The organism is Streptomyces sp. NPDC048496 (assembly GCF_043200055.1).
GTDB lineage: Bacteria > Actinomycetota > Actinomycetes > Streptomycetales > Streptomycetaceae > Streptomyces.
The window spans coordinates 15963-33841 of record NZ_JBICXB010000004.1; the positions used below are offsets into that span (position 1 = coordinate 15963).

Consider the following 17879-nt stretch of genomic DNA (forward strand, 5'->3'; position numbering starts at 1 on the left):
CACAGGAGACAACCCGCGTGCAGACCTCCGAGCTCCCGGACCTCGCGCACACGGACACCAGGCCGATGCAGTGGCTCGTGACCGCGACCGCCATGGCCGCCGTCGTCGCGGCAGCGGGCATGCTCCAGCCCGATGCCGCCACTGCCACCGCCTCGGCCACGCACCGCACCGCCACGCAGCACGGCACCGCGCCCGCGGCCGCCCCCGATCCGGCCCGGGCGACCTTCCCGCTGGACTGCGGGAAGGTGGGGAGCACCGTCGCCAAGCAGGTCCCCGGTGACCTCGACGGCGACGACCGGCCGGAAACCGTCGCCGTGGTCCACTGCGCGGCCGGATCCGGCACCCCGCCGAGCGGGGTCTACGTCCTCACACAGGGAAGCGGGGCCGCACCCCGCGTCGTTGCGACCCTGGTGGACCCCGCCCAGATGATGAGCATCGGCGACTTCACCGTGCGTGACGGAATCATCTCCGCCACGCTCCTCGGCTACTCCTCGCCCGAGATCCCGCGCTGCTGTCCCGACCAGCAGGAGAAGGTGACCTGGCAGTGGCGGAACGGCGCCTTCGTCCGCGCCGTGCAGAACGAAGCGAACGATGCCTGAACGGTCACTCTCCGTATCCGGAAGACCGGAGCCGGTGGATCAGGCTGCGTCGGGGCCGTAGACCTCGACTCTGTCCGAAACGCGACGTACATGAATGCAGTCGCCCGGGCACTCCTTGGCCGAATCGACCACGTCCTGAAGCAGCGGAAGCGGAACGGGTGTCGTCGCCCCCTTGTCCTGCAGCAGCTCATCGTCGCCGCTCTTCACGTACGCCAGACCGTCGATGTCCAGCTCGAAGACCTCGGGTGCGTACTGGACGCAGATCCCGTCGCCCGTGCAGAGGTCCTGGTCGATCCAGACCTCCAGGTCCTGCGTGTCGCTTCCGGTGGGAGCGTCCTGCTGCACGGTCATTTTTCCTGCCGTTCCCTGCGTATCCGAACCAAAAATAGCCAGCCCTGACGGGTGTTGACCGGTTCGACGATACAACCGGCCGCTTTCCGATGTTGAACGGTGGGTATTCCCCTGGCGTGAGGGAGAGCGCAAGGGTGAAGATCGGACACACCCCACAGTCTTTGTGATCTAGGGGTTTCAATCATCACCCACCCAGGTAGGGTCAGGAAGCGTCCAGCTCCCCTTGGAGGAGGTGAGGACCGTGGCAGCCCACGACGACGACATCAACCGCGGCATCCGGCCCGGGCGGGGGTCTGAAGACCCAGCCGGCCAGGTCGCCTATCTTGAGCAGGAAATCGCCGTCCTGCGACGTAAGCTCGCCGACTCTCCGCGCCATACGAGGATTCTCGAAGAGCGGATCGTCGAGTTGCAGACGAACCTCGCAGGCGTGTCCGCACAGAACGAACGGCTCGCCAACACCCTGCGCGAGGCCCGCGACCAGATCGTGGCCCTCAAGGAGGAAGTCGACCGGCTCGCACAGCCGCCGGCCGGCTTCGGAGTCTTCCTGCAGGGCAACGAGGACGGCACCTGCGACATCTTCACCGGGGGCCGCAAGCTCAGGGTGAACGTCAGTCCCAGTGTCGAGATCGACGACCTCCGGCGCGGCCAGGAAGTCATGCTCAACGAAGCGCTCAACGTGGTCGAGGCCATGGAGTTCGAGCGGGCCGGGGACATCGTCACTCTCAAGGAGATCCTCGAGGACGGCGAGCGCGCCCTGGTCATCGGGCACACCGACGAGGAACGAGTGGTACGGCTCGCCGAACCGCTCCTCGACATCAACATCCGGCCCGGCGATGCACTCCTGCTCGAACCCAGGTCCGGTTACGTCTACGAAGTGGTCCCGAAGAGCGAGGTCGAGGAGCTCGTCCTCGAAGAGGTTCCGGACATCGACTACGACAAGATCGGCGGCCTGGGCGACCAGATCGAGCTGATCCGGGACGCGGTCGAGCTGCCCTACCTCCACCCCGACCTCTTCAAGGAGCACGAACTGCGGCCGCCGAAGGGCATCCTGCTCTACGGTCCGCCCGGCTGCGGCAAGACACTCATCGCCAAGGCCGTCGCCAACTCCCTGGCCAAGAAGGTCGCGGAAGTCACCGGCCAGCCCGCCGGAAAGAGCTACTTCCTCAACATCAAGGGTCCGGAGCTCCTCAACAAATATGTCGGTGAGACCGAGCGGCACATCCGTCTCGTCTTCCAGCGGGCCCGCGAAAAGGCCGGCGAGGGTACCCCCGTCATCGTCTTCTTCGACGAGATGGAATCCCTCTTCCGCACCCGCGGGTCCGGTGTCAGCTCGGACGTGGAGAACACCATCGTCCCCCAGCTGCTCGCCGAGATCGACGGCGTGGAGGGCCTGGAGAACGTCATCGTGATCGGCGCCTCCAACCGCGAGGACATGATCGACCCCGCGATCCTGCGGCCCGGCCGTCTCGATGTGAAGATCAAGATCGAGCGCCCGGACGCGGAGGCGGCGAAGGACATCTTCGGGAAGTACCTCACACCTTCTCTGCCGCTGCACGCCGACGATCTCGCCGAGCACGCCGGTTCCAAGGAAGTCGCAGCTCACGCCATGATCCAGTCCGTCGTCGAGCGGATGTACACCGAGTCCGAGGAGAACCGCTTCCTCGAAGTCACGTACGCCAACGGCGACAAGGAAGTCCTGTACTTCAAGGACTTCAACTCCGGCGCGATGATCCAGAACATCGTCGACCGGGCCAAGAAGATGGCCATCAAGGCCTTCCTCGACCAGGGCCAGAAGGGCCTTCGCGTCTCCCATCTCCTCCAGGCGTGTGTGGACGAGTTCAAGGAGAACGAGGACCTTCCCAACACCACCAACCCCGACGACTGGGCCAGGATCTCCGGCAAGAAGGGCGAGCGGATCGTCTTCATCCGCACCCTTGTCACCGGAAAGCAGGGCGCAGACACCGGTCGCTCCATCGACACAGTGGCAAACACCGGGCAGTACCTGTAGACGCAGACCCGCTGCGGATGCCCGGCCGGGCATCCGCAGCAGGTTGCTTTCCGGACAGCTCCCACGACACCGGAGCAATGACGTAATTGATCTCCCCACCAGCGCAGAGGCGCTCTAGGCTCTTCCGTACCGCCAGTCGCGCAGTGCGGGGACGGGCACCGCACACGCTCCGGACAAGCAGCGGTACTTGAGCGCCGATCCCGGAAGGGAACGCCGCCGGGCAAGGAGGGCCGCATGACCGTACGGCGAGTAATGGGCATCGAGACGGAGTACGGCATCTCCGTGCCCGGACATCCCAACGCCAATGCCATGCTCACCTCGTCCCAGATCGTCAACGCCTACGCGGCGGCGATGCACCGGGCGCGACGCGCCCGCTGGGACTTCGAGGAGGAGAATCCGCTGCGCGACGCGCGAGGCTTCGACCTCGCCCGCGAAACCGCCGACTCCAGCCAGCTCACCGACGAGGACATCGGCCTCGCCAATGTCATCCTCACCAACGGTGCCCGGCTCTACGTCGACCACGCACACCCCGAGTACAGCTCGCCGGAGATCACCAACCCGCGGGACGCCGTCCTCTGGGACAAGGCCGGCGAACGCGTCATGGCCGAGGCCGCCGAGCGCGCGGCCCAGCTCCCCGGCGCTCAGCCCATCCACCTCTACAAGAACAACACCGACAACAAGGGCGCCTCCTACGGCACGCACGAGAACTACCTGATGAAGCGGGAGACCCCGTTCTCCGACATCGTGCGCCACCTGACCCCGTTCTTCGTCTCCCGCCAGGTCGTCACCGGCGCGGGCCGCGTGGGAATCGGCCAGGACGGCCACGAGCACGGCTTCCAGATCAGCCAGCGGGCGGACTACTTCGAGGTCGAGGTCGGCCTCGAAACGACCCTCAAGCGCCCCATCATCAACACCCGCGACGAACCCCACGCCGACGCCGAGAAGTACCGCCGTCTCCATGTGATCATCGGCGACGCGAATCTGTCGGAGACCTCCACCTATCTCAAGCTCGGCACCACGGCGCTCGTCCTGTCCATGATCGAGGACGGCTTCATCAACGTCGATCTGGCCGTCGACCAGCCGGTGCGCACCCTGCACCAGGTCTCCCACGACCCGACCCTGCAGCATCTGATCACGCTCCGCAGCGGCCGGACACTCACCGCGGTGCAGCTCCAGATGGAGTACTTCGAGCTGGGCCGCAAATACGTCGAGGAGCGGTACGGGGCGGACGCCGACGAGCAGACCAAGGACATCCTGATCCGCTGGGAGGACACCCTCAACCGGCTGGAGAACGATCCGATGAGCCTGTCGGGTGAGCTCGACTGGATCGCCAAGCGGGAACTCATGGAGGGCTACCGCCGCCGCGACGGCCTGGACTGGGACGCTGCCCGGCTGCACCTGGTGGACCTCCAGTACGCCGATGTGAGGCCCGAGAAGGGGCTCTACAACCGTCTCGCGGCCCGCGGGAAGATGAAACGCCTGCTGGACGAGCGCGAGGTCGAGGAGGCCCGTACGAAGCCCCCTGAGGACACCAGGGCGTACTTCCGCGGTCGCTGCCTGGAGCAGTACGCGGACGACGTCGCCGCGGCCTCCTGGGACTCGGTCATCTTCGATCTGCCGGGCCATGACTCGCTGCAGCGGGTCCCCACCCTGGAACCGCTCCGGGGGACCCGTAACCACGTCAAGGAGCTCCTGGACCGCTGTCGCACGGCGGAAGAGCTGGTCCGGGTGCTCTCGGGCGGCTGAAATGGCCGCCGACTGGGAATCATCGAGATGGTCCCCGGGCGTTGTAGAGAACTACCGGGCCAATGTCGGACCTCGTAGGTAGGGTCTGATCAAGTGCTTCGAACCGAGCGGGGTGAGCTACATGGCGACCAAGGACACCGGCGGCGGACAGCAGAAGGCGACGCGCTCCACCGAGGAGGTCGAGGAGCAGGCGCAGGACGCGCAAGCTGCCGACGACCTCAAGGAGCGGCAGGAGAAGCTGAGCGACGATGTCGACTCGGTTCTGGACGAAATCGACGATGTACTCGAGGAAAACGCAGAGGATTTCGTTCGATCCTTCGTTCAGAAGGGTGGAGAGTGACTTCGCCTTCGAACCGAAGGTTTAGGGTGCTGGAGTGCTCGAGTTGAGTGAGTCGAAGCGATGCGCGCGGTGCCAGGTGCCAAAGCCGCGGGCGGAGTTCGCCAGCAATAGGTCTATGCGGGATGGCCTCCAGGTGTACTGCCGTAAGTGCGCAGCTGCGTACCACCAGGCACGGCAGCTGGCTCGCGGCAAGAACGTCAGGCCCAGGGTCGAGACGCCCGAAGGGCACAAGTTCTGCCGCACTTGCGGGGAGATCAAGCCGCACAGCGAGTGGGACCGAAACCGTCGGGCTTCGGATGGCTTCGCCACGCTCTGCAAGCCCTGCAAAGCGGTGAAGGGGCGTGCGGGCCATCTCAAGCGTCAGTACGGCATGACCGAAGCCGAGCGCGACGAGATGGTCTCGTCGCAGATGGGCCTTTGCACGATCTGTCTGGCTGCCCCCGCCGTGCATGTGGATCACTGTCACGAGACGGGTAGGGTCCGGGGCGTACTGTGCTTCAAGTGCAATTCGGCCATCGGCAAGTTGGGAGATGATCCTGACACCTTGCGCAGGGCCATCGCTTACCTGGAGGGAAACGCGTGGAAGCCAACACTCGTAGCACCGGGCGTCTACCAGCTGCCTTCCTGACGCCGGGCTCCTCTTCGTTCATGGACTTCCTGTCCGACCATTCTCCCGAGATGCTCCCGGGCAACCGACAGCTGCCGCCCCTGCAGGGGGCGATCGAGGCGCCGCACGGGACGACCATCGTCGCCGTGACGTTCGCCGGTGGTGTGGTGCTCGCCGGTGACCGGCGGGCGACCATGGGCAACATGATCGCGCAGCGCGACATCGAGAAGGTTTTCCCGGCCGACGAGTACTCGGCGGTGGGCATCGCCGGTACGGCCGGGCTCGCCGTGGAGATGGTCAAGCTCTTCCAGCTGGAACTGGAGCACTTCGAGAAGGTCGAGGGAGCCCAGCTCTCCCTGGAGGGCAAGGCGAACCGGCTCTCCACGATGATCCGCAGCAATCTGGCCATGGCCATGCAGGGCCTCGCCGTGGTTCCGCTCTTCGCCGGCTTCGACGTCGACCGCGAGAAGGGCCGGATCTTCTCGTACGACGTCACCGGTGGCCGCTCCGAGGAGCAGGGCTACGCGTCCACCGGCTCCGGGTCGATCTTTGCCCGCGGGTCGATGAAGAAGCTCTACCGCGAGGACCTGACGGAGCAGGAGGCGCTCACCCTGGTCGTGCAGGCGCTGTACGACGCCGCGGACGACGACTCGGCGACCGGCGGCCCCGATGTGGCCCGGCGGATCTATCCGATCGTCACCGTCATCACCGACGAGGGCTTCCGGAGGCTCAACGATGTGGAATCCTCCGACATCGCACGGTCGATCCTGGAGCGCCGGATGGAACAGCCCGACGGCCCGCGCGCCGCGCTGCTCTGATCCGGATCCCGGGGCTTCTTCGATGCACTCGTCACTGACAGAAAGGGACGGATAGCCGGTGTCGACGCCGTTCTATGTCTCACCTCAGCAGGCCATGGCCGACCGGGCGGAATACGCCCGGAAGGGCATTGCCCGTGGTCGCAGCCTGGTCGTGCTGCAGTACGCCGACGGCATCGTGTTCGTCGGCGAGAATCCGTCCCGTGCGCTTCACAAGTTCAGCGAGATCTATGACCGGATCGGTTTCGCCGCCGCCGGTAAGTACAACGAGTACGAGAATCTGCGTATCGGCGGCGTCCGTTACGCCGATCTCCGCGGATATACCTACGACCGCGATGATGTGACGGCCCGTGGGCTGGCCAACGTCTATGCGCAGACCCTGGGCACCATTTTCTCCAGTGCGGCGGAGAAGCCGTACGAGGTGGAGCTGGTGGTCGCCGAGGTGGGCGTCGAGCCCGAGGGTGATCAGATCTACCGGCTGCCGCACGACGGCTCGATCGTGGACGAGCACGGTTCGGTCGCGGTGGGCGGCAACGCGGAACAGATCAGCACGTTCCTGGATCAGCGCCACCGTGACGGAATGACGCTGGCGGAGGCACTCAAGCTGGCTGTGCAGGCACTGTCCCGTGATCCCAACGGGAGCGAGCGGGAGATTCCCGCGGAGCGGCTCGAGGTGGCGGTCCTGGACCGTACGCGGCCTCAGCAGCGGAAGTTCAAGCGGATCGTCGGGCGGCAGCTGGCGCGGCTGCTGGAGGCCGACGGCGGGGCCACGCCGACAGATGCCCCGTCGGACCTGGAGGACGGCGAGGGGGGCGAGGCTCCCACCGATGTCACGAAGTCGTCGGGGGCTGCCGAGTCCGCGGAGCCGCCGGCGTCCCCGGAGTCGTCCGAGGAGTAGCCCTGCCGGATGTTCCCGTGCCCCGGTCCACCGTTCGCGGTGGGCCGGGGCATCGTCATGAACGGGGTGGCGGGGGCCCGGAGGAGCCGCGGACGACCAGGTGCACCGGCAGGCTGCCGGGTTCGGCGGGGCAGCCGTCGAGCACGGACAGGAGGGCGGTCATGCCGCGCTCGCCGACCTGCTCGGCGGGGAGCTGAACGGTGGTGAGTTCGGGTTCGACGGCGGTCGCGAGAGACAGGTCGTCGAAGCCGGTGACGGAGAGGTCGTCGGGGACCCGCAGGCCGAGCCGGCGGGCGGCCTTGCAGGCGCCCGCGGCGAGGATGTCGTCGTCGCAGACGATCGCGGTCGGCCGGGGGCCGGGGGCGGCCAGAGCGTGTTCCGTGGCTTCCCGGCCGGCCCGTACGTCGAGCGCTGCCGGGACGGTCCGTACGGAGGTGCCGGGCACGCCGCGCAGGGTGTCGCGGACGGCCCCGGCGCGAACGGCGAAGGTCCAGGAGTCGATGGCCGACGCCAGGTGCAGGAAGCGGCGGTGGCCGAGAGTGAGGAGATGGTCCGTCACCTGCCGCATGCCGTCGGCGATGTCGAGGTTGACCCGGGCCGCGACACCGGTGTCCGCGGGGTCGCTGTCCAGCATGACCAGAGGCAGGTCGGCGCCGCGCAGGGCGTCGAGGGCGTCGGCGGCCATGGACGAGGCGATGACCCCGTCGAGGGCGGCGCGGGCGGAGGCGAAGGGGTCCCTGGCCGGACCCGTGCCGTCGGGGGAGGGGTAGAGGACGACCCCGAAGTCGTGTTCGGCGGCGACGGCGGCGGCGCCGGTGTAGACACGCGCGAAGAATTCGTTGGTGAGCGCCGGGACGACCAGCAGCGCGGTCCTGGTGCGGCCGAGGCGGAGGCTGCGGGCGGCGAGATTGGGCCGGTAGCCGAGGTCCTGGGAGGCGGCGCGGACGCGCGCCGCGGTCGCCTCGGAGACCCTGCCGCGCCATTTGCCGCCGAGGACGAGCGAGACGGTGGCCTGGGAGACGCCTGCGGCCCGCGCGACGTCGCGGCTGGTGGGCCGGGCCGGGGCGGGCTGGGATGCGCTGGTCACGGGGGCCTCCGGGCTGGGCGGGTGCGGTGCTGGTGCGGGCGGTGAGGTGGACCTGAGGACAGGGCACATGGTACGTATGAGGCTCGACGTTATACGTAAAACCTCAGGTGTCCGGAAGGCGCCCGGCGGAGAGGGGCGGACATGGCCGCGGGATATCTGGACATCCTCCGGGCGCGGCATGCCGCGAGGCTGCTGATCGGCACGCTGGTGGGACGGCTGCCGAGCGGCACCGCCCACATCGCGATCGTCCTGTTCACCCGGGCCGAGGGCGGCAGCTACACCCTCGCGGGGGCGCTCGCGGCGGTGTACGGCCTCGCCACGGCGGTCGGGCAGCCCCTGCTGGGCCGGGCGGTGGACCTGTACGGCCAGCCGCGCGTCCAGCTCCCCGCGTCCGTCGTCTCCGCGCTGGGCATGTCCCTGCTGGCTCTGGTGGGCCTCGGATCGCTTCCGCTGGCGTACGGGGCCGTGATCGTGGCAGGGGTGTTCACGCCGCCGCTGGAGGGCGGTCTGCGGGCGCTGTGGCCGACGGTCCTGGGGCAGGAGGACCGGGTGCACCGGGCGTACGCCATGGACGCCGTGGCCCAGGAGGTCATGTTCACCGTGGGCCCGCTGCTGGTGACGGTGCTGGTCTCGCTCTGGTCGCCCGCCGCCGCGCTGCTCGTCATCAACGCGATAGGAGTGCTGGGAGCGCTCTCCGTGGTGGTGTCGGAGCCCTCCCGTACCTGGCGCTCGGCGCCCCGCGAGGCGCACTGGCTGGGTGCGCTGCGCTCGCCGGGGCTGCTGGCGCTTCTCGGTTCCTTCTTCTTCGTCGGGGTCGCGCTGGGCTCGATCACGGTGGCGGGCGTCGCGTACGCCGACGACCACGGCCGGGAGGCGGTCTACGGCTGGCTGATGGCCGCGCTCGGTCTCGGCGCGCTGATCGGCGGGGCGGTGTACGGGGCACGCCAGTGGGCCGGAGCGCCGGAGCGCCGGCTGCGGGTCATCGTCGCGCTGCTGGCCCTCGGTTATCTGCCACTGATGCTGACACCGGGTGTGGTGGCGATGACCGCCCTGGCCGCGCTCGCCGGGGTGTTCCTGGCGCCGGCGATCGCGTGTTCGTTCATCGTGGTGGACCGGCATGCTCCGCGGGGCACGGTGACGGAGGCGTTCTCCTGGCTCGTGACGACGTTCGGGGTGGGCGCGGCGGCGGGAACGGCCCTGGCGGGCCCGGCCGTCGAGTTGGGCGGTACGGCGTGGAGCTTCGCCGTCGCGGGGGCCGGTGGAGTGGCCGCGCTGATGGTTCTGCTGGCGACGGGAAGGGTCCTCGTAGTTCCCGGGCGTACGGACGTTTTCGTGCAGGGATCGGAAAACGATCGAAACGGTGCTGTCCAACCCGGTTTCAGCTCGGGCCATCAGGCGTAATGTTCAGTCATGGACCGCCGCATTTTCGGGCTGGAGAACGAGTACGGCGTCACGTGCACGTTCAGGGGACAGCGCCGACTGTCTCCTGATGAAGTGGCGCGCTACCTCTTCCGCCGTGTCGTGTCATGGGGCCGCAGCAGCAATGTCTTTCTGCGGAACGGCGCCCGCCTCTACCTCGACGTGGGATCGCATCCGGAATATGCAACCCCCGAATGCGACAATCTGACCGAGCTGGTCACCCACGACAAGGCCGGCGAGCGCATTCTCGAAGGCCTGCTTGTCGACGCCGAACGCCGCCTGCACGAGGAGGGAATCGCGGGCGACGTCTATCTCTTCAAGAACAACACCGATTCGGCGGGAAACTCCTACGGGTGCCACGAGAACTACCTCGTGGCGCGGCACGGAGAATTCTCCCGGCTCGCGGACATCCTCATTCCCTTCCTCGTCACGAGGCAGCTGATCTGTGGTGCGGGCAAGGTGCTGCAGACCCCGCGCGGCGCGGTCTACTGCGTCAGCCAGCGTGCCGAGCACATCTGGGAGGGCGTCAGTTCCGCGACGACGCGCTCCCGTCCGATCATCAACACCCGTGACGAACCGCACGCGGACGCGGAGCGGTACCGCCGCCTCCATGTCATCGTCGGTGACTCCAACATGTCCGAGACGACGATGCTGCTCAAGGTCGGCGCGACGGACCTGGTGCTCCGCATGATCGAAGCGGGCACGGTGATGCGTGATCTGACGCTGGAGAACCCGATCCGGGCGATCCGTGAGGTCAGCCACGACATCACGGGGCAGCGCAAGGTGCGCCTCGCCAGCGGCCGCGAGGCGTCCGCCATCGAGGTGCAGCGGGAGTACTACGAGAAGGCCGTGGACTTCGTCGACCGCCGCGGCATCCGCACCGGCACCGTCGAGCAGGTCCTGGAGCTGTGGGGCCGTACGCTCGACGCGGTCGAGGCCGAGGACCTCGACCGGATCGGGACCGAGATCGACTGGGTGATGAAGTACAAGCTCATCGAGCGGTACCGGGCCAAGCACAACATGACGATGTCGCATCCGCGGGTCGCCCAGATAGACCTCGCCTACCACGACATCCACCGGCGCCGCGGGCTGTACTACCTGCTGGAGCGGAAGGGGCAGGCCGCCCGCATCTGCAACGACCTGAAGATCTTCGAGGGCAAGTCCGTGCCCCCGCAGACCACCCGGGCGCGGCTGCGCGGTGACTTCATCCGAAGGGCCCAGGAGCAGCGGCGGGACTTCACCGTCGACTGGGTCCACCTCAAGCTCAACGACCAGGCGCAGCGCACGGTGTTGTGCAAGGACCCGTTCCGTTCCGTGGACGATCGAGTGGAGAAGCTGATCGCGGGTATGTGACCGGGCGCAGGACGCGCCTCGGCTCCTGTGCGACTCGGGCCCCGTACGTTCCTCGTGCGGGGCCCTGTGCACGCCCTAGAGTGTCGGGGACCCAATCAATCGTGCCGTCTGAGATCTGAGGAACCAGTGCGCCGACTTGCCGGCCTTCTCGTTGTCCCCCTGCTGCTGTTGACAGCGGCGTGCGGCGGCAGCGGCAAGGGATCCGCCTCCGCTTCAGCCTCCGCCTCGAACAACGCATTTCCCGCGATCACCGCGGGTGCGAAGTTCGGTGAGAAGCCCACCCTGTCCAAGGGAGAAGGCGATCCTCCCAAGGATCTGAAGACGCGTGTCGTCAGTGAGGGAAAGGGCGCGACGCTGAAGAACGGCGACGCGATCCAGGTCAACTACCTGGGGCAGGCGTGGGACTCCACGAAGCCGTTCGACAACAGTTTCGACCGTAAGCAGCCGTTCGATCTGACCCTCGGTGCCGGCATGGTCATCAAGGGCTGGGATCAGGGGCTCCTCGGGAAGAAGGTCGGCAGCCGCGTCCAGCTCGTCATTCCGCCGGACCTCGGTTACGGCGCGCAGGGCCAGGGCGACATCAAGCCGAACGCCACCCTCGTCTTCGTCGTGGACATCCTGAAGGCGACGACGATCCCGGCGTCCGCCAAGGGCACCGCGGTCGCCCAGGGCAACGCCGACCTGCCGAAGGTGGGCACCAACACCGACGGCAAGGCTCCGACGGTCAAGATCCCGGAGAAGACCGACCCGCCGGCGAAGCTGGTCTCCAACTACATCCTGGAGTCCAAGGGCGACGTCATCAAGGAGACCGACAGCGTCGTCGTGAACTACGAGGGCCTGCTGTGGAAGGACGGCAAGCCGTTCGACAGCACCTACACCCGGGGGAAGACGGAAACCTTCCCCATCGGCCAGGTCACCCTCAAGGGGCTGAAGAACGGCCTGCTCGGCAAGAAGATCGGCAGCCGTGTCCTGCTGGTCATCCCGCCGGACCAGGCCTTCGGCGACAAGGCTCAGCAGTCCATCCCCGCCAACTCCACGCTGGTCTTCGCCGTGGACCTGCTGGCAAAGATGTAAGACTGTCCCGGTTGCCCAGTTATTCATGTGGAGGAGCAGTTCAGTGAGCATCGAGAAGCCCGAGATCGACTTCCCGGGCGGCGAGCCGCCGGCCGACCTGGAGATCAAGGACATCTGGGAGGGCGACGGTGCGGTCGCCAAGGCCGGCGACATGGTCAAGGTCCACTACGTGGGCGTGGCCTTCTCCACCGGCGAGGAGTTCGACGCCTCGTGGAACCGCGGCACCCCGCTGCAGTTCCAGCTCGGCGTCGGTCAGGTCATCTCCGGCTGGGACCAGGGCGTGCAGGGCATGAAGGTTGGCGGCCGTCGCCAGCTGACCATCCCCGCGCACCTCGCGTACGGTGACCGCGGCGCCGGCGGCCGTATCGCCCCCGGCGAGACGCTGATCTTCGTCTGCGACCTGATCGCCGTCTGATCCGTCCCGCGGACACATCACGAGGGCCCGTGCGGGACCGCACGGGCCCTCGTGATGTGGAGCGTGGACTCCAGGAGGGTGCTGAAGATCTTGGCCGCTCTCGTGGCGCCGAGATCTTCGGCACCCTCCTCACTTTTGTCCGGACACTCCGGAGCGGTACGGTCGAGGGTCGTAGAGCACGTAGAGAAAGGGCGCCGATGGCGATTGCCAAGGCCGAGCGGCTGATGAACCTGGCGCTGTGCCTGCTGGGGACCCGGCGCCCGCTCAGCAAGCGCGAGCTGCGCGGTTCCATCGAGGCCTATCTGGAGGCGGGCTCCGACGAAGCCTTCAACCGGATGTTCGAGCGGGACAAGGACGATCTGCGCGAGCTGGGTCTGGTCATCGAGACCGTGGAGAACCTGGACGGCGACATCGGCTATCTGGCCCGCCGGGACAGCAACCGGCTGCCACCGATCACGCTGGACGCCGAGGAGGCCGCGGCGCTCGGCCTGGCGGCAAAGGTGTGGCAGCAGGCCCGGCTCGCGGGCGCGGCCAGTGGCGCGCTGCAGAAGCTCCGGGCCGCCGGGATGCCGGAGGCCGAGGACGCGTACGAGGTGCACAGCGCCCTCGAGCCGCGTATCCCGGTCCATGAGGCAGCGTTCGAGCCGTTGATGCTGGCGTGCCGGGACCGCCGTCCGGTCATCTTCGACTACCGCAAGGCCAACGCCGCCCGCCCGGAGCAGCGCCAGGTCGAGCCCTGGACGCTCGAGTGCTGGCGCGGTCACTGGTATCTGGCCGGCTGGGACCGGGACCGTCGTGCCGAGCGGGTGTTCCGCCTCTCCCGGATCACCGGCCGGGTCCGTTCGCGGGCCGGGGTCTTCACCGCCGAGGTGCCCGACGTGGTGACCGTCCGGGAGACCGTCGAGAGCTGGGCGGGGGAGACGGCGACCCGGACCGCGCTGATCCGGCTGCGGTCCGGCTCCGGATACCCGCTGCGCTCGCGGGCGATATCGGTGCGGGAACTCGGCGACGGCTGGGACGAGTTGGAGATTCCGTACGGACACGGTCTCGACGCCTGGCTCGTCGAGTTCGGCCCGGACGTCGTCGTGCGGGAACCCGCGGATCTGCGGGCCGATGTGGTGGAGCGGCTGCGCGCCGTGGCCAAGGACTGAGGAGGGACCGTATTCATGGCGACGAACGCGATCGACCAGACGCGCCGGATGCTGTCCCTCGTGACGTATCTGAGGGAGCGCCCCGGCGCCCATGTGCAGGACGTGGCCCGGGCATTCGGGATCACCGAGGACGAGCTGATCTCGGACCTCGACGTCCTGCCCATGTGCGGGACGAGCTTCCGGGGCGGCGATCTGCTGGACATCGACACCGACGGCGACCGGATCTGGTGGCACAACCCGGACGACGTGGCGGAGCCGCTGCGGCTCGCGGCGGACGAGGCGACGGCCCTGCTGGTCGCGGCGCGCGCCGTGGCGACGCTGCCGGGGCTGCGGGAGAGCGACCGGCAGGCACTGCTGCGGGCCACCGCCAAGCTGGAGACGGCGGCCGGTGAGGTCGGGGCGGCGAGCTCCCGGCTCTCGGTCACCTTCGAGTCCGAGGGCGGCGTCTTCGCCGATGTCGACCGGGCGATCTCGGAGCGGCGCCGGCTCTGGCTGCGGTACTACTCACCCGCGCGCGACGAGCTGACCGAGCGCGAGGTGGACCCGATCCGGCTGTTCGCCGTGGGGCATACGTACATGGAGGCCTGGTGCAGGTCCTCCGAGGACCGGCGTACGTTCCGGCTCGACCGGGTCGCCGAGATCCGGCTGCTGGACGAGCCGTCCGCACCGCCGGAGCTGGAACTGCGGGACCTGTCCGAGGGGCTGGTGCAGCCGGCGGCCGAGGACCCCGAGGTGGTGATCGAGGTCGGGCCCGGCGGCCGGTGGGTCGCCGAGTACTACCCGCACGACAGTGCGGAGGAACTGGCCGACGGCGGACTGCGGATCACCTTGCGCACGCCCGATCCGGCGTCGCTGCGCAGGCTTGCGCTGCGGCTCGGCGGGGAAGGGCGCATCGTCGCCCCACCGGAGCTGGCGCAGAGCGCGCAGCAGGCGGCGCGGGCAGCGCTCGCCGCCTATGACGGCCCTGCCTGAACGGATACCTGAGGAGATGTGAGCAATATGTCTGTGATGTCGGGTATTTCAACTGTGGTGGTACCGGAGTCCGTACGGTTCAAGGCGGCCTGCCCGGACTGCCGCGGGCGCTTCGAGCTCGCGGCGGGTGCCCTGCGCCTCGCCATCGGCTCCAGCCGTCGCACCACGTTCTACTCGTTCACCTGCCCCGAGTGCGGCGCCGCCGTCCGTAAGCCCGCCGGGGAGCGGATGGTAGAACTCCTCACGGGTGGGGGCGTGCGGACGCTGCGCCTCCACACCAGCCTTCAGAACTCCTGACACACGGACACCCGGCTCCTGCGACACCTAGACAACATCGAGGCTCTGCGCATGTTCTGGCCCATGCTCGCCATCGCCCTGGGATTCCTCGGGATTACCGTCCTTGGCGTACTGGCCGTCAAGGTGTTCGTCGAGGCCCGGCGCCTGGGGCGACAGGTGACCCATACCACTCGGCGCATCAACCGGGCGGCCGAGGATCTCGAACGGGCCGCAACGGATCTCGCCGCCACCGGCGAGGCGTTGCGCTGACACGGACGGGGGAGCTGTGCGCCGGACCGGTCGACCGGGGCGGGCGGGGCCTCTTGTTTCTCGGGTTCGGAGGGTACGCTGCTGGTGGCGGCCCTGAGAGCGAGGCGTGGGCCGTAATCGCAAGGATGCATGGGTATTGCCCTGCGTTTACTCCTGCGGGATACGATCGCTGACAGTACGAAGATCGGACGTCTGTCCGACGTTCGATCAGCCCCACCCCTGCTGCCTCGGTGAGAAGGTACACGCATATGTTCGGAAGGCTCGGCGCTCCCGAGATCATCCTGATCCTCGTCGTCATTGTTCTGCTGTTCGGCGCGAAGAAGCTTCCTGACATGGCTCGCTCGCTCGGCAAGTCGGCCCGCATCCTCAAGAGCGAGGCCAAGGCGATGAAGTCCGAGGGTGCCGCGACGGCCACCCCCGCGGACCCGCCGAACGATGCCGCCCAGGACCAGGCCGCCCCGCGCACCATCAAGGCCGCGCCCGGCGATGTGACGAGCTCGCGTCCGGTTGCCGAGCCGACCGACTCGACCAACCGCTGACAACCGGGCCGACGCAGGCGCCGTCATGGTGACGGCCTGCTGCACGAGATGAGGACGTGGGTTGCTCAAGTCTGCCCGCAAACAGGAGACGGACCCAGAGGGCCGCATGCCCCTGGTGGAGCACCTGCGTGAGCTGCGTAACCGGCTGGCGAAGGCTCTGCTGGCGATCGTCGCCGTCACGATCGTCGCCGCGTTCTTCTACAAGGGGATCATCGAGTTCTTCACCGATCCGGTGCTGAAGGCGGTCGGTTGCCATTCGAGCTTCGCCGAACTCGCGAAGCAGGAGGACGGCACCTGTGCGCGCATCGTCCTGAACGGTCTGCTGACGCCGTTCACCCTCGCGCTCAAGGTCTCCCTCATGGCGGGTGTCGTCCTTTCGTCGCCGATCTGGCTCTACCAGCTGTGGGCGTTCATCGCCCCCGGTCTGCACAAGCACGAGAAGAAGTACTCGCTCGCCTTCGTCGGCGCGGGCTTCCCGCTCTTCCTCGCCGGTGGTTTCTTCGCGTACAAGACGCTGCCCACGATGGCCAAGGTCCTGCTGGACTTCTCGCCGGCCGGCCTGGACAACCAGCTGCCGCTCGATGACCTGCTGGACCTGATCACGCGCATGGTGGTGGTCTTCGGACTCTCCTTCGAGCTGCCCCTGCTGCTCGTCATGCTGAACCTCGGCGGGGTCATCACCGGCAAGCGGATGCTCGGCTGGTGGCGCGGGATGATCATGGGAATCACGGTCTTCGCCGCCGTGGCCACGCCCAGTACGGACCCGCTCACCATGCTGGCCCTCGCCGGGCCGATCTGGGTCCTGTACTTCTGTGCCACGGGGCTCTCGCTCCTCAACGACCGCCGCAAGGCACTGCGCGCGGCGGCGGGACCCGCCGATGACGAGGCGTCGGAGCTGGACCTGACCCCTGAGGACATCGGTGAGATCGAATCGGTGTCCACGGGCGGCTCGCTGCCCGCGCAGGCGGGGCCGGACCGTGATCGGGTGAACGGTTACGACGACATCACCTGACCTTGTAAGGTCCCCGGGGTGACCAGCGAGATCACCCTTTTCGTCAATCCCACCGCGGGACGCGGCCGGGGCGCGCACGCCGCGCAGCCGGCCGCTTCCGCGTTGCGGGCCGCAGGATTCTCCGTGCGCACGGTGCTGGGCGAGGACGCCGACGACGCGCTGCGGCGGGCCCGTGAGGCCGTCGCGGGCGGGACAGGTGCGCTGATAGCCGTGGGCGGGGACGGCATGATGTCCCTCGCCCTCCAGGCCGTCGCCGGGACCATGACACCGCTCGGCGTCGTCGCTGTCGGCACCGGCAACGACTTCGCCCGCGCCCTGGGCCTGCCGATACGGGACCCGGCCGCCGCCGGACGGCTCGCGGCCGAGGCGCTCAAGGGTGGCAGCGTCCGCGAGATCGACCTCGGCAGGGTCGGGGAGCGATGGTTCGGTTCGGTGCTCGCCTCCGGCTTCGACTCCCGGGTCAACGACCGGGGCAACCGGATGCGCTGGGCCGGCGGGCGGTTCAAGTACGACCTGGCGATCCTCGCCGAACTCGCCGCGTTCAGACCGATCCCGTACCGCGTCAGGCTCGACGGCGGACCGGCCCAGGAGATCGAGGCGACGCTCATCGCCGTGGGCAACGGGTCCACGTACGGCGGCGGGATGCGGATCTGTGCGGACGCCGTCATGGACGACGGGCTCTTCGACGTGACCGTCGTCGGGGACTGCAGCCGTACCACCCTGCTCAAGGTGTTCCCCCGCGTCTACAAGGGCACGCACCTCGGCCATCCCCAGGTCACCGTGCACCGGGTCTCGTCGATCGAGCTGGTCGCGGCCGGTGTCACCGCGTATGCGGATGGTGAGCCGCTCGGCGCCCTGCCGCTCACCGCGACCTGTGTGCCGGGCGCGGCCAGGGTTCTTGCACAGTGAATTAAAGATCGGGCTGACTGTCAGAGGTGACGGGTAGG

Annotated in this window: 20 protein-coding genes; 18 read left to right on the forward strand and 2 right to left on the reverse strand. The window is 68.1% G+C overall.

What is annotated here, in order from left to right:
• The first annotated feature begins 17 nt into the window (after positions 1–17).
• Positions 18–599, forward strand: coding sequence for a hypothetical protein (locus tag ACGFSA_RS06065; protein ID WP_393300332.1), 582 nt, complete (start codon positions 18–20; stop codon positions 597–599).
• A 39-nt stretch (positions 600–638) separates the two neighbouring features.
• On the opposite strand, the gene ACGFSA_RS06070 is transcribed toward ACGFSA_RS06065, so the two are convergent.
• Positions 639–950 (reverse strand): ferredoxin, encoded by a 312-nt coding sequence (locus ACGFSA_RS06070; RefSeq protein WP_327247296.1) that lies wholly within the window; start codon positions 948–950, stop codon positions 639–641.
• Between the two features lie 241 nt (positions 951–1191).
• On the opposite strand from ACGFSA_RS06070, the gene arc reads away from it, so the two are divergent.
• The 6 genes from arc to prcA all read left to right on the forward strand — a co-directional run bounded on the left by arc (position 1192) and on the right by prcA (position 7364).
• Positions 1192–2958 carry a proteasome ATPase gene (gene arc / locus ACGFSA_RS06075; protein WP_393300336.1) on the forward strand — a complete coding sequence of 589 codons (1767 nt, stop codon included), beginning with the start codon at positions 1192–1194 and terminating at the stop codon, positions 2956–2958.
• A gap of 234 nt (positions 2959–3192) precedes the next feature.
• Positions 3193–4704, forward strand: a complete 1512-nt coding sequence (gene dop / locus ACGFSA_RS06080; RefSeq protein WP_393300339.1) for a depupylase/deamidase Dop — start codon at positions 3193–3195, stop codon at positions 4702–4704.
• Positions 4705–4825: 121 nt separating this feature from the next.
• A complete protein-coding gene (locus ACGFSA_RS06085) occupies positions 4826–5044 on the forward strand; it encodes a ubiquitin-like protein Pup (protein ID WP_393300342.1) in 219 nt (72 codons plus the stop codon).
• Between the two features lie 115 nt (positions 5045–5159).
• On the forward strand, positions 5160–5672 hold the full coding sequence (locus tag ACGFSA_RS06090; RefSeq protein ID WP_393300345.1) for an endonuclease VII domain-containing protein: 513 nt from the start codon (positions 5160–5162) through the stop codon (positions 5670–5672).
• Entirely contained in the window at positions 5624–6469 is an 846-nt protein-coding gene (gene prcB, locus ACGFSA_RS06095; RefSeq protein WP_393300348.1) for a proteasome subunit beta, read from the forward strand. The genes ACGFSA_RS06090 and prcB overlap by 49 nt, the downstream gene beginning before the upstream one ends.
• A 58-nt stretch (positions 6470–6527) precedes the next feature.
• On the forward strand, positions 6528–7364 hold the full coding sequence (gene prcA / locus ACGFSA_RS06100) for a proteasome subunit alpha (protein WP_393300351.1): 837 nt from the start codon (positions 6528–6530) through the stop codon (positions 7362–7364).
• A gap of 55 nt (positions 7365–7419) precedes the next feature.
• Here prcA and ACGFSA_RS06105 read toward each other — a convergent pair whose 3' ends face one another.
• Entirely contained in the window at positions 7420–8451 is a 1032-nt protein-coding gene (locus ACGFSA_RS06105) for a LacI family DNA-binding transcriptional regulator (RefSeq protein ID WP_393300354.1), read from the reverse strand.
• Between the two features lie 141 nt (positions 8452–8592).
• Here ACGFSA_RS06105 and ACGFSA_RS06110 point away from each other — a divergent pair, with 141 nt between their 5' ends.
• From ACGFSA_RS06110 to ACGFSA_RS06160, 11 genes are all read left to right on the forward strand, one after another.
• The gene (locus tag ACGFSA_RS06110; protein WP_393300357.1) at positions 8593–9852 is read left to right on the forward strand and encodes an MFS transporter; all 1260 of its coding nucleotides are present in this window, start codon (positions 8593–8595) and stop codon (positions 9850–9852) included.
• A 9-nt stretch (positions 9853–9861) separates the two neighbouring features.
• A complete protein-coding gene (gene pafA / locus ACGFSA_RS06115; protein WP_393300360.1) occupies positions 9862–11223 on the forward strand; it encodes a Pup--protein ligase in 1362 nt (453 codons plus the stop codon).
• A gap of 126 nt (positions 11224–11349) precedes the next feature.
• Positions 11350–12297, forward strand: coding sequence for an FKBP-type peptidyl-prolyl cis-trans isomerase (locus tag ACGFSA_RS06120; protein ID WP_393300363.1), 948 nt, complete (start codon positions 11350–11352; stop codon positions 12295–12297).
• Positions 12298–12340: 43 nt separating this feature from the next.
• Positions 12341–12712, forward strand: coding sequence for an FKBP-type peptidyl-prolyl cis-trans isomerase (locus ACGFSA_RS06125; RefSeq protein WP_345513039.1), 372 nt, complete (start codon positions 12341–12343; stop codon positions 12710–12712).
• Positions 12713–12909: 197 nt separating this feature from the next.
• A complete protein-coding gene (locus ACGFSA_RS06130) occupies positions 12910–13863 on the forward strand; it encodes a helix-turn-helix transcriptional regulator (protein ID WP_393300366.1) in 954 nt (317 codons plus the stop codon).
• A gap of 15 nt (positions 13864–13878) precedes the next feature.
• Complete coding sequence (locus ACGFSA_RS06135) at positions 13879–14835, forward strand: YafY family protein (RefSeq protein WP_266987641.1); 957 nt, start codon at positions 13879–13881, stop codon at positions 14833–14835.
• Between the two features lie 27 nt (positions 14836–14862).
• A complete protein-coding gene (locus ACGFSA_RS06140; RefSeq protein ID WP_393300904.1) occupies positions 14863–15132 on the forward strand; it encodes a hypothetical protein in 270 nt (89 codons plus the stop codon).
• 51 nt (positions 15133–15183) lie between these two features.
• Complete coding sequence (locus ACGFSA_RS06145; protein ID WP_393300369.1) at positions 15184–15381, forward strand: hypothetical protein; 198 nt, start codon at positions 15184–15186, stop codon at positions 15379–15381.
• Positions 15382–15629: 248 nt separating this feature from the next.
• Positions 15630–15920, forward strand: coding sequence for a Sec-independent protein translocase subunit TatA (gene tatA, locus ACGFSA_RS06150; RefSeq protein WP_266987647.1), 291 nt, complete (start codon positions 15630–15632; stop codon positions 15918–15920).
• Between the two features lie 61 nt (positions 15921–15981).
• Positions 15982–16932 (forward strand): twin-arginine translocase subunit TatC, encoded by a 951-nt coding sequence (tatC, locus tag ACGFSA_RS06155; protein ID WP_393300373.1) that lies wholly within the window; start codon positions 15982–15984, stop codon positions 16930–16932.
• An 18-nt stretch (positions 16933–16950) separates the two neighbouring features.
• The gene (locus tag ACGFSA_RS06160) at positions 16951–17841 is read left to right on the forward strand and encodes a diacylglycerol kinase (protein ID WP_393300376.1); all 891 of its coding nucleotides are present in this window, start codon (positions 16951–16953) and stop codon (positions 17839–17841) included.
• Positions 17842–17879 lie beyond the last annotated feature (38 nt).